We start from the raw sequence: 15,883 nt of genomic DNA on the forward strand, positions 1-15,883 counted from the left end.
AAGACAGGGGGCAGGATGAGCAAGTTGACGGCACTCAGTGCCGTCAATAGGCCCGATGGTCGACCCCGAGTGCACTCTCCTGAGCCAAGTGGGGGATGGTAGAGACAGTCAGGGCAACCTCGAAGATGAGGCACAACGTCGGTGAGGGAAGACGTGAGCGACAACTCTGTAGTACTGCGGTACGGCGACGGCGAGTACACCTACCCGGTGATCGGCAGCACCGTCGGGGACAAGGGCTTCGACATCGGAAAGCTCCGTGCCCAGACCGGTCTGGTGACACTGGACAGCGGTTACGGCAACACCGCCGCGTACAAATCCGCCATTACGTACCTGGACGGCGAAGCGGGCATCCTGCGGTACCGCGGCTACCCGATCGAGCAGCTGGCCGAGCGCTCCACGTTCCTGGAGGTCGCCTACCTGCTGATCAACGGCGAGCTGCCGACCGTCGACGAGCTCTCGACGTTCAAGAACGACATCACGCAGCACACCCTGCTGCACGAGGACGTCAAGAACTTCTACAAGGGCTTCCCGCGTGACGCCCACCCGATGGCCATGCTGTCCTCGGTCGTCTCGGCGCTGTCCACGTTCTACCAGGACAGCCACAACCCGTTCGACGAGCGCCAGCGCAACCTCTCCACGATCCGCCTGCTCGCCAAGCTCCCGACGATCGCGGCGTACGCGTACAAGAAGTCGATCGGTCACCCGTTCGTCTACCCGCGCAACGACCTCGGCTACGTCGAGAACTTCCTCCGCATGACCTTCTCGGTCCCCGCGCAGGAGTACGACCTGGACCCGGTCGTGGTCTCGGCACTCGACAAGCTGCTGATCCTGCACGCGGACCACGAGCAGAACTGTTCGACCTCCACGGTCCGACTGGTCGGCTCCTCGCAGGCGAACATGTTCGCCTCGATCTCCGCCGGCATCAACGCCCTGTGGGGCCCGCTGCACGGCGGCGCCAACCAGTCGGTGCTGGAGATGCTGGAGGGCATCCGCGACTCCGGCGGCGACGTCGACACCTTCATCCGCAAGGTGAAGAACAAGGAGGACGGCGTCCGCCTGATGGGCTTCGGCCACCGGGTCTACAAGAACTTCGACCCGCGCGCCAAGATCATCAAGGCCGCCGCGCACGACGTGCTGTCCGCGCTCGGCAAGTCCGACGAGCTGCTGGACATCGCGCTGAAGCTGGAGGAGCACGCGCTCTCCGACGACTACTTCGTCTCGCGCAGCCTCTACCCGAACGTGGACTTCTACACGGGTCTGATCTACCGGGCCATGGGCTTCCCGACCGAGATGTTCACGGTCCTGTTCGCCCTCGGCCGGCTGCCGGGCTGGATCGCCCAGTGGCACGAGATGATCAAGGAGCCGGGTTCCCGCATCGGCCGCCCGCGCCAGATCTACACGGGCGTCGTCGAGCGGGACTTCGTTCCCGTCGAGGCCCGCTGAGACGCTGTAACCGCACGAGCCCCCGTATCCGGCTGCCGGGTGCGGGGGCTCTCGCCATAGCCCCCGAGGGGGCTGTGGGGGTTGAGGGGGCTTGCGCGGTCTGTTGCGCGGTCCGTCGCGCGATCTCTTACGAGATCGCTTACGTGATTTCTTACGCAATGAAGAAGGCGCCCCGGAACGTCAGTCCCCCCACGGGCCGACGGCCAGGGCGCCTTCTCAGTCCCGGTGCGGATTCCCCCCACGGGATCCGGCCGGGCGTCTGTGAGGACAGCGCCTGAATCGCTGTGAGCACAACGAGCAAAACCCGTCGCACCTCTGTTGTGTGCGATCTGCCGGGACAGCGCACGTCCGGGAGGGCCGCTCAAAGCTTCCCGGTGTGCGTGCCCCGGCAACGCATCTCTGGAGAAGTCCCCCAAGACATCTCCAGATGTCAGGTCACGCCCCCCAAGACGCTCCCTGACATCGTCAACTTAGACCTTCGAACCCCTTCGATGGTTACGTTCACATCACTGTGATCTGCGTCTCTTGCATATGTCCGTTAGCTGCGCAAGAGCCCGGAAATGCCGTGCGGGACTCAAGCGTAAGGATGATGCGCGAGCCTTGTGAAGAGCTTATGTGAGCCGGGCCCGGGACTCCAGAGGGGCTCATATCAGGTTCGCCGCGAACTTAGGCCGAATTCGGGGGACTTCACCGGAATGTCCGGAGACGGAGACTGTTCGTGACGACGAAGACCGACGAGAAGGCCATCGCGGCCCCCGCGATCATCGGGTTCAGCAGCCCCGCGGCGGCCAGCGGCAGCGCGGCCACGTTGTAGCCGAAGGCCCACACGAGATTGCCCTTGATCGTGGCCAGCGTCCGGCGCGACAGCCGGATCGCGTCCGCGGCCACCCGCAGGTCGCCGCGGACCAGCGTCAGATCGCCCGCCTCGATCGCCGCGTCCGTGCCGGTGCCCATGGCCAGGCCCAGATCTGCGGTGGCGAGCGCGGCCGCGTCGTTGACGCCGTCGCCCACCATGGCGACGACCCGTCCCTCGGCCCGCAGCCGCCGTACGGCGTCGACCTTGTCCTCGGGCAGGACCTCCGCGACCACCTGGTCGATCCCCACGGCCCTCGCCACCGACTCGGCCACCGCCCGGTTGTCCCCGGTCAGCAGCACCGGAGTGAGCCCCAGCGCGCGCAGCTCCCGCACCGCCTCGGCGCTGGTCTCCTTGACCGCGTCCGCCACGGCCAGCACGGCCCGCGCGGTCCCGTCCCAGCCGGCCACGACGGCCGTACGTCCGGCCCGCTCGGCCTCGTCCCGCGCGCGGGCCAGCTCCGGCGGTACGTCGTCGAAGAGCCGCCCCACGGCGACCTCACGGCCCTCCACCCGCCCCCGTACGCCCCGCCCGGGGACGCTCCGGAAGTCCTCGACCTCCGGGAGTTGTCCGGCCCTCGCCTCGGCGCCCAGTGCGATCGCCCGCCCGACGGGGTGCTCGGAGGCGTGCTCGACGGCGCCCGCGAGCCGCAGCACCTCCTTTTCGTCGGCGCCCTCGGCGACGTACACCTCCTGGAGGGTCATCCGGCCCGTGGTGACGGTGCCGGTCTTGTCCAGGACGACGGTGTCGATCCGGCGCGTGGACTCCAGGACCTCCGGGCCCTTGATGAGGATGCCGAGCTGGGCACCGCGGCCCGTGCCGACCATCAGCGCGGTCGGGGTGGCCAGGCCCAGCGCGCACGGGCAGGCGATGATCAGCACCGCGACGGCCGCCGTGAAGGCGGCGACACCGTCGCCGGTCAGCCCGAGCCACGCCCCGGCCGTGGCGACGGCGATCAGCAGGACCACCGGCACGAAGACCCCGGAGATCCGGTCGGCGAGCCGCTGCACCTCGGCCTTGCCGTTCTGCGCGTCCTCCACCAGCTTCGCCATCCGCGCGAGCCGGGTGTCGGCGCCGACCCGGGTGGCCTCGACGACCAGCCGGCCGCCCGCGTTGACCGTCGCTCCGGTGACCGTGTCCCCGGCCGTCACGTCCACCGGCACCGACTCGCCGGTCAGCATCGAGGCGTCCACCGCTGAGGACCCTTCGACGACTGTGCCGTCGGTGGCGATCTTCTCGCCGGGCCGTACGACGAACCGGTCGCCGACCGCCAGCCGCTGCGCCGGGATCCGCACCTCGCGCCCGTCCCGCAGGACCGCCACGTCCTTGGCGCCCAGTTCCATCAGCGCCCTGAGCGCGGCCCCGGCGCGGCGCTTGGAGCGGGCCTCCAGATAGCGGCCCAGCAGGATGAAGGCGGTGACGCCGGAGGCGACCTCCAGATAGATCTGCGAGGCGCTTTCGCCGCGCGAGACCGTGAGTTCGAAGGGGTGCCGCATGCCCGGCATGCCCGCGTCGCCGAGGAACAGCGCCCACAGGGACCAGCCGAACGCGGCCAGGGTGCCGAGGCAGACCAGGGTGTCCATGGTGGCGGCGCCGTGCCGGGCGTTCGTCCAGGCGGCCCGGTGGAAGGGCAGTCCGCCCCACACGACGACCGGCGCGGCGAGCGTGAGCGAGAGCCACTGCCAGTTGTCGAACTGGAGGGCCGGGATCATCGCGAGCAGGATCACGGGCACGGCGAGCAGGGCCGAGACGGTGAGGCGGCGGCGCAGGGCCGACAGCTCCGGGTCCTCCTCGGCGGCGGGTTCCTCCTCGCGCGGGGGCGCGGGTTCCTCGGCGGTGTACCCGGTCTTCACCACGGTGGCGATCAGATCGGCGACCTCGGTGCCCGCCGGGTAGCTGACCCTGGCCTTCTCCGTCGCGTAGTTCACGGTGGCCGTGACGCCGTCCATGCGGTTGAGCTTCTTCTCGACGCGGGCCGCGCAGGAGGCGCAGGTCATCCCGCCGATGAGCAGCTCGACCTCGGCGGCCGCCGGCTCGCGGTCCGGCGGCGCCTGGGCGGTGGTGCTGGTCATGTCCTTCACTCCAGGAGGTGGCGGGGCGCCCGGGAAACGGAACGGGCCGTACGGGCCGGGGTGGCGGTCGTACGGCCCGTACGTCGGTACGAGTGCCAGGCCCGGAGCGTCTCAGGCCTGGCTTCCGGGCTCTGGGCCCGGCGCTCGGTGAAACGCGGGGGTCAGACCCGGCCGGCCAGCTCGAAACCGGCCTCGTCGACTGCGGCGCGTACGGCCTCTTCCTCGAGCGGGGCCGCGGAGACGACGGTGACCTCGCCGGTCTTGGCGACGGCCGTCACCGAACTGACGCCGGAGATCTCGGAGATCTCGCCGGAGACGGCGCCCTCGCAGTGTCCGCAGCTCATGCCGCTCACCTTGTAGACGGTGGTGACGGGGCCCGTGGTGTCGGTCTGGGCGGTCATGTCGTTACTCCTCGTCGAGGCATGTGGGGCTGTGGGGGCCCGCGAGGGGCCCGCACACTTCCCCACTGTACCCCTAGGGGGTATCAGTGGACGACGTCCTCGACCGGGGGTCGCAGGTAGCGCAGCAGGGCGTCCTTCAGCTCCTGGACGTACGCCTCCCGCTCGGCGCCCTCGTGGGCCAGGATCAGCTCCAGGCCGGCCTTGTAGATGCCGACGCACATCTGGGCGGTGCGGGTGACGGCCGGGGCGGGCGCGTCGGGCACGTACGGGGCGAGGAGCGTCTCGACCCGGGTGACCAGCGTGGTGTGCAGCGCGTCGTGCTCCTCGGTGATGCGCCCCGGGATGTCGGGACCGTGCATCAGCACGAAGAAGGCCGGGTGGGTGCAGTTGAACTCGACGAAGCGGTCGACGGTCCCGGTGATCGCCTCCTCGATCGGGGTCACCGCGGGGTCGATCGGGCTGAGGACCTCGTCGTAGGACTGCCGCATCTCGTGCATGAGCCGCCCGCCCAGCTCGATCGCGATCGCTTCCTTGTTCGGGAAGAACTGGTACAGCGTGCCCGGCGAGACGCCCGCCTCGCGGGCGATGGCGTTGGTGCTGGCGGCCGTGTAGCCGGTCGTGGAGAAGACCGTGGCGGCGGCTTCGAGCAGTTGGGTGATCCGGCGCTCGCCGCGGGCCTGGCGACGGCGCGGCCGGTCCTCGGCCGCGGTCGTCGTCTCCGTCGCGGGTTTCTCGGTCTTCTCGGGCACGCGTTATCCCCAGGTCTCATCACGCGATTGACAAACACGAGTGGTCGCTCGCATTCTGGAGTCGGCAGAAATGCGAGCGAACTCTCGTGTTTGCCAGTCTATGGCAGCCCCGCGCTGTCAGGCTGCGCCTGGACACGGGTCACGGTGAAGGGGACACCGCACGATGACCGAAGTCAACACACCACCACGCACCAGCGGCTGGACCCTCCCCCACTCTCGGCTTCGCTCGAGCGGGGGGACCCCCACGTGACCGCGAGGCCCAGACTGTCGCTCCTGGTGGCACTGGTGATCACCGCGCTCGCGGTACTGGCCGGCAGCGGCGTCGCCGACCGGCTCGGCGCCGGCGGCTGGGAGGATCCGGCCGCCGAGTCCACCCGCGCCACCAAGACCCTGGAGCGCGAGTTCCCCGGCTCCCAGCCCAACCTGCTGCTCCTGGTCGACGCGGGCGACGCCTCGGTCGACGACCCGGCCGTGGCCGCCCGGGCCGAGCGTCTCGCCGAGCGGCTGGCGAGCGAGCGGGGCGTCACGGGCATCGGCTCCTACTGGCAGTCCGGCACCCCGGCCCTGCGCGCCGAGGACGGCCACGAGGCGCTGATAGCCGCCCGTATCACCGGCGACGAGAAGACCGCCGCCGAGACCCTGGAGCGCATCGCGCCCCACTACCGCGGCGCGCACGGCCCGGTGGAGGTCACCGTCGGCGGCCCGGTCGCCGTGCGGCACGAGATGCAGACGATCATCCAGGAGGACCTGACCCGGGCCGAGCTCATCGCCCTGCCGGTGACACTCGTGCTGCTGGTGATGGTCTTCGGCAGCGCGGTCGCGGCCCTGCTGCCGCTCGGCATCGGCATCGTCGCCATCCTCGGGACCAACGCGATCCTGCGCGGCCTGACCGAGCTCACCGACGTGTCCGTATTCGCGATCAACCTCACCACCGCCCTCGGCCTCGGCCTCGCCGTCGACTACGCGCTGTTCATCGTCCGCCGCTTCCGCGAGGAACTGTCCACGGGCGCCGAGCCCTTGACGGCGATCGGCACGACCCTGCGCACCGCCGGACGCACAGTGCTGTTCTCAGCCCTCACGGTCGCGGTCTCCCTGGCCGCGATGCTGGTCTTCCCGCAGTACTTCCTGCGGTCCTTCGCCTACGCCGGGATCGCCGTGGTGCTGCTGGCCGCCGCGGCCGCGCTGATCCTGCTCCCGGCGGCGCTGATGCTGCTCGGGAACCGGGTCAACGCCCTGGACCTGCGCCGAGTGTTCCGGCGCGGACACCGGCCGAAGCCCGCCGGGGAAGAGGGCAGAGCGTGGGCGCGTACGGCGACGCTCGTCATGCGCCGCGCCCCGTTCTTCGCCCTGGGCACCACAGCCGTCCTCGTGCTGCTCGGACTGCCCTTCCTGGGCGTGAAGTTCGGCACCGCGGACGACCGCCAGCTGCCCTCGACCTCCGAGTCCCATGTCGTGCAGCAGCACATCAGGGAGGGCTTCCCCGGCAGCCCCGACGGCGGCCTCGAAGTGCTCGCCCAGGGCCGTGCGACCGAGGCGCAGTACGGCGCCTACAAGGAGCGGATCGCCGGCCTGCCCGATGTGCAGCGGGTCGAAGGGCCGCTGGTGAAGGGCGACTCGGCGTACTTCACCGTGCTGCCCAAGGGCGAGGCGGTCGACGATCCGGCCCAGCGCCTGGTCGGTGAACTGCGCGAGGTCCGGGCCCCCTTCGACACCGAGGTGACCGGCACCGCGGCCGTCCTCGTCGACTCCAAGGACGCCATAGGGGAGCGCCTGCCGCTCGCGGCCGTCTTCATCACGATCGTCACCCTGCTCCTGGTCTTCCTCCTCACGGGCAGCGTGCTGATACCGATCCAGGCGGTCGTGCTCAACGCGCTCAGTCTGACGGCCATGTTCGGCGCGGTCGTCTGGGTCTTCCAGGACGGCCACCTGTCCGGCCTGCTCGGCTTCACCAGTCCCGGCTCCATAGAGACGACCCTGCCGGTCCTGATGTTCTGTGTGGCCTTCGGCCTGTCCATGGACTACGGGGTGTTCCTGCTCTCCCGTATCAAGGAGGAGTACGACCACACCGGCGACCACGACCAGGCCGTGCGGCACGGCCTGGCGCGCACGGGCGGCCTGATCACCGCGGCGGCGGTCATCCTGGCCGTGGTCATGGTCGCGATCGGCACCTCCCGGGTGACCAACACCAAGATGCTCGGCCTGGGGATCGCGCTGGCCGTCCTGATGGACGCGATGATCGTCCGCAGCCTCCTGGTCCCCGCGGTCATGCGCCTCACGGGCCGCGCCACCTGGTGGGCCCCTCGCCCCCTGCGCCGCTTCCACGAGCGCTTCGGCCTGAGCGAGGGCGAACCGGAACCGGCGAAGGAGACGGAGGAGGCCAGAGACAAGGTCGGAGCGTCGCATGCTTGACCGCCCGGGGAGGTAGAGGCACCTCGGAATCCCGGACACGCGCGAACCGGGCGAGAACGAGAAGGCGGGTGGACCATGCGGGCCGTGGTGTTCGAGCGGTACGGGGAGACGGCCGAGGTGCGGAAGGTCGCGGATCCGGAGCCCGCGGAGCACGGGGTCGTCGTGCGGGTCGAGGCCACCGGCCTGTGCCGCAGCGACTGGCACGGCTGGCAGGGCCACGACCCGGACATCGCCCTGCCGCATGTGCCCGGGCATGAACTCGCCGGTGTCGTCGAGGCGGTGGGTGCCCGGGTGACCGGATGGCGGCCCGGCGACCGGGTCACCGTGCCGTTCATCTGCGCCTGCGGCACCTGCCCGTCCTGCGCGGCGGGCGACCATCAGGTGTGCGAGCGCCAGACCCAGCCCGGCTTCACCCACTGGGGCTCCTTCGCCGAGTACGTGGCGCTGGACCACGCCGACGTGAACCTCGTGGCGCTCCCCGGGGAGCTGTCCTTCGCGACGGCGGCCTCCCTCGGCTGCCGGTTCGCCACCGCGTACCGGGCGGTGGTGCGGCAGGGCCGGGTCGCGGCGGGGGAGTGGGTCGCGGTGCACGGCTGCGGCGGGGTCGGGCTCTCCGCGGTGATGATCGCGGCGGCGTCGGGAGCGCGGGTCGTGGCCGTCGACGTGTCGGCCCGAGCGCTGGAGCTGGCACGGAGGTTCGGGGCCGCGCACTGCCTGGACGCGGCAGACGTACCGGACACCGCGGCGGCGGTCCGCGACCTGACCGGCGGCGGCGCCCACCTCTCGCTCGACGCCCTCGGCTCACCCGCCACCTGCGCCGCCTCGGTGAACGGCCTGCGCCGCCGCGGCCGGCACGTCCAGGTCGGTCTGCTGCCCTCACCGACCGGCACGACACCCGTCCCGATGGCCCGCGCCATCGCCCTGGAGCTCGAACTCCTCGGCAGCCACGGCATGGCCGCGCACAGCTATCCGCCGATGCTGGAGCTGGTCCGCGGCGGTGTGCTGCGCCCCGACCTGCTGGTGACGTCCACGATCACGCTGGAGGAGGTCCCGTCCGCGCTGGCGGCGATGGGGACGGCGCCGGGAGCGGGGGCGACGGTCATCGAGCCGTGGAGCTGACGCCAGGGGGAGGGGGCAGCAGACTGCCGTGCCCCACTCGACGGTGGGGCACGGGAGCGGCGCGAGAGGTCAGTCGTCTCTTCGCCCGCGGTTGCCGGGCCGGGAGGCGACCCAGGCCCGGACCGTGTCGGCGTACCAGTAGGGCTTGCCGCTCTCGACATGGTCGGGCGGCGGCAGCAGTCCGTGCTTGCGGTAGGACCGCACGGTGTCCGGCTGCACCTTGATGTGTGCCGCGATCTCCTTGTAGGACCAGAGCTTTCGGTCGGTCATGACGTGCACCTCCCCGCGCGCACCGCGGCGGCGGCCGGGGACGGCCGTCCGGGGGAGCCGGGCGCTGCGCTGGCGATCAACAAGCCTGTGGTCGGTCAACGATGCACGGTGACGAGGGGCAGGGCCTGTGGGCCGGGTGTGACGGAAGACCTGTGTACGCGGGACATGTGTGACAGGAAGCGGGCGTTTGTGACACGGCCGGAGCAGAGGCGCGCGCCGGATCGTCGGCGGGGCGCCTTGACGCGGCACCGGGGCGTCGGCTCGTACACCGCGCCTCGTCACCCTGCCGCGCGGCAGCCGTCCGGAGAGGCGGACCGCCATCGAGGCCTGAACACCACGAAACCGTGAGACCCGACCAGGACACGCGGAAAGCGCTGTCATGATCTGGTCCGAATGTCCGGACAAAACATTGACAGGGCTTCGGGAAGGGGGCTACAACACCGGGGAGAGCCGACACCGAGGGGTATCCGATGGCGTACGACCTGATCACCATGGGGCGGATCGGAGTGGATCTGTATCCGCTCCAGACGGGCGTCCCGCTGCCGCAGGTCACGTCCTTCGGCAAGTTCCTCGGCGGCTCGGCGACGAACGTCGCGGTCGCCGCGGCCCGCCTGGGACGGCGGACCGCGGTGATCACGCGCACCGGCGACGACCCCTTCGGCACCTACCTCCACGAGGCCCTGAAGGACTTCGGCGTGGACGACCGCTGGGTCACCCCGGTCCCCGGCCTGCCCACCCCGGTCACCTTCTGCGAGGTCTTCCCGCCGGACGACTTCCCGCTGTACTTCTACCGCCGCCCCAAGGCCCCCGACCTGGAGATCGACGCCCACGAGCTCGACCTCGACGCCCTCCGCGACGCCCGCGTCTTCTGGGTCACCGGCACGGGCCTGAGCGAGGAACCGAGCCGCACGGCGACCCTCGCGGCCCTCGCCCACCGCGCCAAGTCCGGCACGACCGTCTTCGACCTCGACTGGCGTCCGATTCTTTGGAACGACACAGCCTGGACGGACCCCGACGCGGCCCGCCCCTTCTACAAGGAGGCCCTGCGCCACACCACCGTCGCGGTCGGCAACCTCGACGAGGTGGAGGTCGCCACCGGCGTGCGCGAACCCCATGCCGCCGCCCGCGCCCTCCTCGACGCGGGCGTGGAACTGGCCGTCGTCAAGCAGGGCCCCAAGGGCGTCCTGGCCGTCAACCGTGAGGGCGAGAGCGCCGAGGTCCCCCCGCTCCCCGTGAACGTCCTCAACGGTCTGGGTGCCGGGGACGCCTTCGGCGGCTCCCTGGTCCACGGCCTCCTGGCCGGCTGGGACCTGGAGAAGACCATGCGGCACGCCAACGCCGCCGGAGCCATCGTCGCCTCCCGCCTGGAGTGCTCCTCCGCGATGCCCACCCCGGGCGAGATCGAGGCGGCCGTCACCGCGGGGGCCGTCAAGTGACCGTCGACGTCTCCGAACTCGTCCGCCTGCGCAGCCACCGCCCGGAGGCGATCGCCGAGGCCGCCGCCCGCCGCCCCCGCAGGCCCCTGCTGAACGACAACGGCCGGCTGATGATCGTCGCCGCCGACCACCCGGCCCGCGGCGCCCTCGGCGTCGGCGGCCGCAGCATGGCCATGGCCAACCGCGCCGACCTCCTGGAACGCCTCTGCCTGGCCCTGTCCCGCCCCGGCGTGGACGGTGTCCTCGCCACCGCCGACATCCTCGACGACCTGCTGCTGCTCGGCGCCCTCGACGGCAAGGTCGTCCTGGGATCGATGAACCGCGGCGGCCTCCAGGGCGCGAGCTTCGAACTCGACGACCGCTTCACCGGCCACCGCCCCGAGGACATCGAGCGCCTCGGCTTCGACGCGGGCAAGCTCCTCCTGCGCATCGACTACGACGACCCGGGCTCCCTCACCACGATGGAGTCCACCGCACGCGCGATCGACGCCATGGCCGCGCGCCGGCTCCCCGTCTTCGTCGAGCCGTTCCTCAGCCACCGCACCCCCGAGGGCAAGGTCAGGAACGACCTCTCCGCCGAGGCCGTCACCAAGTCGATCGCCATCGCCTCCGGCCTGGGCGGCAGTTCCGCCTACACCTGGCTGAAGGTGCCGGTCACCGACAACCCCGACGACATGGCCGAGGTCATGGCGGCCTCCACACTGCCCGCCGTCCTGCTCGGCGGGGAGGTCGGGGACGACCAGGACGGGGCGTACGAGAAGTGGCGCGGCGCCCTTCAACTGCCCACCGTGCGCGGGCTGGTGGTCGGCCGTTCGTTGCTGTACCCGGCGGACGGCGATGTGGCCGCCGCCGTGGACACCGCCGTAGGACTGTTGTGAGGGCCGCTTCATGACCAGTGAGCTGTACGTTCCCAAGGGCACCACCGGCGATGTGAACTACGTCCTGGACATCGACCCCAAGCGGGCCGGCTGGACGCACTGCAGCCTGCGGATCGTGGAGCTGGCACCGGGCGGCACCCACACCTTCACCACCGGGGACAGCGAGTGGATCGTGCTGCCCCTGCGAGGCGCGTGCACCGTGCGCGTCGAAGACGAAGAGTTCCACCTCTCGGGCAGGAGGAGCGTGTTCGCGTCGGCCACCGACTTCGCGTACGCGCCCCGTGACGCCCGGGCCCAGATCGCCTCCGGCGCGGGAGGCCGCTTTGCTTTGGCAGGAGCGAAGTGCGAGCGACAACTCCCCGCCCGCTACGGCCCCGCGCCGGAGGTCCCCGTCGAGCAGCGTGGCAGCGGCACCAGCCTGCGACACGTCCGCAACTTCGCCTCGGCCGACGCCTTCGACTGCGACAAGCTCATCGCGGTCGAGGTGATCACCCCCGGCGGCAACTGGTCCTCGTACCCGCCGCACAAGCATGACGAGCACCGCCCCGGCGAGGAGTCGGAGCTGGAGGAGATCTACTACTTCGAGATCGACGGGCCGAACAGTTTCGGCTATCAGCGCGTATTCCCCTCGCGTGAGGGCGGCTCCGACGTCCTCACGGAGGTCCGCTCCGGCGACGCCGTCCTCGTCCCCGACGGATGGCACGGCCCGTCCATCGCCCAGCCCGGCCACGACATGTACTACCTCAATGTCATGGCGGGACCGGGGGACACGAGGGAGTGGCGGATCTGCTTCCACCCGGACCATACGGAGGGTTACCGATGACGACCCGGCTGACTGTCGCGCAAGCGCTGGTTCGTTTCCTCGCCGCCCAGTACACCGAACGCGACGGCGTACGGCGGCGGCTCATCGGCGCCACCTGGGGCATCTTCGGCCACGGCAACGTCGCCGGTATCGGCCAGGCGCTCCTGGAGTACCCCGACGCGATGCCGTACCACCAGGGCCGCAACGAACAGGCCATGGTGCACGCCGCGGTCGGCTACGCCCGGCAGTCCAACCGGCTGTCCACGCACGCGGTCACGACCTCCATCGGCCCGGGCGCCACCAACCTGGTCACCGGCGCCGCCCTCGCGACGATCAACCACCTGCCGGTGCTGCTCCTGCCCGGCGACGTGTTCGCGGCCCGCCCCGCCGACCCGGTCCTGCAGCAGCTCGAAGTGCCGTACGCGGGCGATGTGTCGGTCAACGACTGCCTGCGCCCGGTGTCGAAGTACTTCGACCGGATCACCCGGCCGGAGGCCCTGATCCCCTCCGCGCTGAACGCGATGCGCGTCCTCACCGACCCCGTCGAGACCGGCGCCGTCACCCTCGCGCTGCCCCAGGACGTGCAGGCCGAGGCGTACGACTGGCCCGAGGAGTTCTTCGCCGAGCGCGTCTGGACCGTACGGCGTCCCGGCGCTGACCCGACGGAACTCGCCGAGGCGGTACGGATCATCCGCGCGGCGACGAGGCCCCTGGTCGTCGCGGGCGGTGGCGTCCACCACAGCCGCGCCGAGGAGGCGCTCGCCGAGTTCGCCGGGAGCACCGGCATCCCGGTCGCCTCCACCCAGGCGGGCAAGGGCTCCCTGCGCCACGACCACCCCCAGGACGTAGGCGGCGTCGGCCACACCGGCACGGCGACGGCGAACGAGCTGGCGCGCACCGCCGACCTGGTGATCGGCGTGGGGACCAGGTACACCGACTTCACCACCGCCTCCGGCACCCTCTTCGCCGGCGAGAACGTCCGTTTCCTGAACCTCAACATCGCGTCCTTCGACGGCCACAAGCTCGCCGGGCAGCCCTTGATCGCCGACGCCCGCAGCGGCCTGACGGAACTCACCGACGCCCTCCGCCCGCACGCGTACCGGGTCGCCGACTCCTACGCCACCGAGTACGCCGAGGACAAGGAGCGCTGGGAGCAGCGCGTCGACGCCTGCTACGAGGTGGACGAACCGGACACCCGCCCCAGCCAGCCGCAGGTCCTCGGCGCCCTGGACGCCCTCGCCGACGAGTCGGACATTATCGTCAACGCGGCCGGTTCCCTCCCCGGCGACCTGCACAAACTGTGGCGGACGCGGTCGTACGACCAGTACCACCTGGAGTACGGCTACTCCTGCATGGGCTACGAGATCCCGGCCGCGATCGGCGTGAAGCTGGCGGCGCCCGACCGGCCCGTGTGGGCACTGGTCGGCGACGGCACGTATCTGATGATGCCGACCGAGATCGTGACGGCCGTGCAGGAGGGCATCGCGATCAAGGTCCTGATCATCCAGAACCACGGCTACGCGTCCATCGGCGGGCTCTCCGAGTCGGTGGGCGGCGAGCGGTTCGGCACCGCCTACCGCTACCCGTCCGAGGACGGCACGTACACCGGCCCGCCGCTGCCGGTGGACCTCGCCGCCAACGCGGCCAGCCTCGGCATGCGCGTGCTGCGCGCGAAGACCGTACGGGACCTGCGTGAGGCGCTCGCTCAGGCCCGGGCCGCCGACACTCCCACATGTGTCTACGTCGAGACCCAAACGGCAGACACAGTGTCGGGCGCGCCTCCCGCGCAGGCCTGGTGGGATGTACCTGTGGCCGAGACCGCGACACGGCCGTCCGCGGTCAAGGCACGTGAGCTGTACGAACGGCACGTCTCCACCCGACGCCGCCATCTGTGAAGGAGTTCCCGGCCATGACGAAGATCGTCAACCACTGGATCGGCGGCAAGACCGTCGAAGGCGCCTCGGGCACGCACGGGCCGGTGACCAACCCGGCGACCGGCGCGGTGACGACGAAGGTCGCGTTCGCCTCGGTGGACGAGGTGGACGCGGCGGTCGCCGCCGCCAAGGAGGCCTACGCCACCTGGGGCCAGTCCTCGCTGGCCCAGCGGACCTCCATCCTCTTCAAGTTCCGGGCGCTGCTGGACGCCAACCGGGACGCGATCGCCGAGCTGATCACCGCCGAGCACGGCAAGGTGCACAGCGACGCGCTCGGCGAGGTGGCCCGCGGCCTGGAGATCGTCGACCTGGCCTGCGGCATCAGCGTCCAGCTGAAGGGCGAGCTGTCCACGCAGGTCGCGAGCCGCGTGGACGTCTCCTCCATCCGCCAGCCGCTCGGTGTCGTCGCGGGCATCACGCCGTTCAACTTCCCGGCGATGGTGCCGATGTGGATGTTCCCCATCGCCATCGCGTGCGGCAACACGTTCGTGCTGAAGCCGTCCGAGAAGGACCCCTCGGCCTCCCTCAAGATCGCCGAGCTGCTGGCGGAAGCCGGGCTGCCGGACGGCGTGTTCAACGTCGTCCACGGTGACAAGGTGGCCGTCGACCGGCTCCTGGAGCACCCGGACGTCAAGGCCGTCTCCTTCGTGGGCTCGACCCCGATCGCCCGCTACATCCACACCACGGCCTCCGCGAACGGCAAGCGCGTCCAGGCCCTGGGCGGCGCCAAGAACCACATGCTGGTCCTCCCGGACGCCGACCTGGACGCGGCTGCCGACGCCGCCGTGTCCGCCGCCTACGGCTCGGCCGGAGAGCGCTGCATGGCCATCTCCGCCGTCGTCGCGGTCGGCTCGATCGGCGACGAACTGGTGGAGAAGATCCGCGAGCGCGCCGAGAAGATCAAGATCGGCCCCGGCGACGACCCGACCTCCGAGATGGGCCCGCTGATCACCAAGGTCCACCGCGACAAGGTGGCGTCGTACGTCGAGGGCGCGGCGGCCGAGGGCTGCGAGGTCGTCCTGGACGGCACCGGTCACACCGTCGACGGCTTCGAGGACGGCCACTGGATCGGCATCTCGCTGCTCGACAAGGTGCCCACGTCCGCGAAGGCCTACCAGGACGAGATCTTCGGTCCGGTGCTGACCGTGCTGCGCACCGAGACCTACGAGGAAGCCCTCGACCTCATCAACGCCTCGCCGTTCGGCAACGGCACCGCGATCTTCACCCGGGACGGCGGCGCTGCCCGACGCTTCCAGCTGGAGGTCGAGGCCGGCATGGTCGGCGTGAACGTCCCGATCCCGGTCCCGGTGGGCTACCACTCCTTCGGCGGCTGGAAGGACTCGCTCTTCGGCGACCACCACATCTACGGCAACGACGGCACGCACTTCTACACCCGAGGCAAGGTCGTCACCACCCGCTGGCCGGACCCGGCCGACGCCCCGGCGGGCGTGGACCTGGGCTTCCCGCGCAACCACTGAGGTTTTTTTCTCCGGGGGCGCCTGCGGTTCTCGCAGGCC

12 protein-coding genes are annotated in these 15,883 nt (G+C 70.8%); 8 read left to right on the plus strand and 4 right to left on the minus strand.

Annotated elements, in window-relative coordinates; genetic code table 11:
- Window positions 1-153: 153 nt before the first annotated feature.
- Window positions 154-1,443 (plus strand): citrate synthase, encoded by a 1,290-nt coding sequence (locus tag ACWIF2_RS13855; protein WP_454360452.1) that lies wholly within the window; start codon window positions 154-156, stop codon window positions 1,441-1,443.
- 687 nt (window positions 1,444-2,130) lie between these two features.
- On the opposite strand, the gene ACWIF2_RS13860 is transcribed toward ACWIF2_RS13855, so the two are convergent.
- The 3 genes from ACWIF2_RS13860 to ACWIF2_RS13870 all read right to left on the minus strand — a co-directional run bounded on the left by ACWIF2_RS13860 (window position 2,131) and on the right by ACWIF2_RS13870 (window position 5,518).
- Window positions 2,131-4,368, minus strand: a complete 2,238-nt coding sequence (locus ACWIF2_RS13860) for a heavy metal translocating P-type ATPase (RefSeq protein ID WP_454360453.1) — start codon at window positions 4,366-4,368, stop codon at window positions 2,131-2,133.
- A gap of 161 nt (window positions 4,369-4,529) precedes the next feature.
- Window positions 4,530-4,769, minus strand: coding sequence for a heavy-metal-associated domain-containing protein (locus ACWIF2_RS13865; protein WP_454360454.1), 240 nt, complete (start codon window positions 4,767-4,769; stop codon window positions 4,530-4,532).
- Window positions 4,770-4,852: 83 nt separating this feature from the next.
- Entirely contained in the window at window positions 4,853-5,518 is a 666-nt protein-coding gene (locus ACWIF2_RS13870) for a TetR family transcriptional regulator (protein ID WP_454360455.1), read from the minus strand.
- Between the two features lie 246 nt (window positions 5,519-5,764).
- Here ACWIF2_RS13870 and ACWIF2_RS13875 point away from each other — a divergent pair, with 246 nt between their 5' ends.
- Both ACWIF2_RS13875 and ACWIF2_RS13880 read left to right on the plus strand, forming a co-directional pair.
- A complete protein-coding gene (locus ACWIF2_RS13875; protein ID WP_454360456.1) occupies window positions 5,765-7,927 on the plus strand; it encodes an MMPL family transporter in 2,163 nt (720 codons plus the stop codon).
- A gap of 75 nt (window positions 7,928-8,002) precedes the next feature.
- Window positions 8,003-9,046, plus strand: coding sequence for a zinc-dependent alcohol dehydrogenase family protein (locus ACWIF2_RS13880; RefSeq protein WP_454360457.1), 1,044 nt, complete (start codon window positions 8,003-8,005; stop codon window positions 9,044-9,046).
- A gap of 69 nt (window positions 9,047-9,115) precedes the next feature.
- Here the strand turns inward: ACWIF2_RS13880 and ACWIF2_RS13885 are convergent, their stop codons facing one another.
- Entirely contained in the window at window positions 9,116-9,316 is a 201-nt protein-coding gene (locus tag ACWIF2_RS13885) for a helix-turn-helix transcriptional regulator (RefSeq protein WP_215121270.1), read from the minus strand.
- A gap of 470 nt (window positions 9,317-9,786) precedes the next feature.
- Here ACWIF2_RS13885 and iolC point away from each other — a divergent pair, with 470 nt between their 5' ends.
- The 5 genes from iolC to mmsA are packed head-to-tail and all read left to right on the plus strand — an operon-like array spanning window position 9,787 to window position 15,844.
- On the plus strand, window positions 9,787-10,752 hold the full coding sequence (iolC, locus tag ACWIF2_RS13890; protein WP_454360458.1) for a 5-dehydro-2-deoxygluconokinase: 966 nt from the start codon (window positions 9,787-9,789) through the stop codon (window positions 10,750-10,752).
- The gene (locus tag ACWIF2_RS13895; protein WP_454360459.1) at window positions 10,749-11,630 is read left to right on the plus strand and encodes a Cgl0159 family (beta/alpha)8-fold protein; all 882 of its coding nucleotides are present in this window, start codon (window positions 10,749-10,751) and stop codon (window positions 11,628-11,630) included. The genes iolC and ACWIF2_RS13895 overlap by 4 nt, the downstream gene beginning before the upstream one ends.
- 10 nt (window positions 11,631-11,640) lie before the next feature.
- Window positions 11,641-12,453 (plus strand): 5-deoxy-glucuronate isomerase, encoded by an 813-nt coding sequence (gene iolB, locus ACWIF2_RS13900; protein ID WP_454360460.1) that lies wholly within the window; start codon window positions 11,641-11,643, stop codon window positions 12,451-12,453.
- Window positions 12,450-14,327, plus strand: a complete 1,878-nt coding sequence (gene iolD / locus ACWIF2_RS13905) for a 3D-(3,5/4)-trihydroxycyclohexane-1,2-dione acylhydrolase (decyclizing) (protein ID WP_454360461.1) — start codon at window positions 12,450-12,452, stop codon at window positions 14,325-14,327. Before iolB ends, iolD begins: the two co-directional genes overlap by 4 nt.
- A gap of 14 nt (window positions 14,328-14,341) precedes the next feature.
- Window positions 14,342-15,844: a CoA-acylating methylmalonate-semialdehyde dehydrogenase gene (gene mmsA / locus ACWIF2_RS13910; protein WP_454360462.1), complete on the plus strand. Its 1,503-nt coding sequence runs from the start codon at window positions 14,342-14,344 to the stop codon at window positions 15,842-15,844.
- Window positions 15,845-15,883: the final 39 nt, after the last annotated feature.

The sequence above is a fragment of the Streptomyces sp. NPDC055506 genome (assembly GCF_053643595.1).

Bases quoted from the DNA above. Each gene is read 5' to 3' on its own strand.
- iolD (WP_454360461.1), top strand. From the start codon at position 12,450: ATGACGACCCGGCTGACTGTCGCGCAAGCGCTGGTTCGTTTCCTCGCC.
- ACWIF2_RS13885 (WP_215121270.1), bottom strand. From the start codon at position 9,316: ATGACCGACCGAAAGCTCTGGTCCTACAAGGAGATCGCGGCACACATC.
- ACWIF2_RS13880 (WP_454360457.1), top strand. From the start codon at position 8,003: ATGCGGGCCGTGGTGTTCGAGCGGTACGGGGAGACGGCCGAGGTGCGG.
- iolC (WP_454360458.1), top strand. From the start codon at position 9,787: ATGGCGTACGACCTGATCACCATGGGGCGGATCGGAGTGGATCTGTAT.
- iolB (WP_454360460.1), top strand. From the start codon at position 11,641: ATGACCAGTGAGCTGTACGTTCCCAAGGGCACCACCGGCGATGTGAAC.
- ACWIF2_RS13860 (WP_454360453.1), bottom strand. From the start codon at position 4,368: ATGACCAGCACCACCGCCCAGGCGCCGCCGGACCGCGAGCCGGCGGCC.
- ACWIF2_RS13865 (WP_454360454.1), bottom strand. From the start codon at position 4,769: ATGACCGCCCAGACCGACACCACGGGCCCCGTCACCACCGTCTACAAG.
- mmsA (WP_454360462.1), top strand. From the start codon at position 14,342: ATGACGAAGATCGTCAACCACTGGATCGGCGGCAAGACCGTCGAAGGC.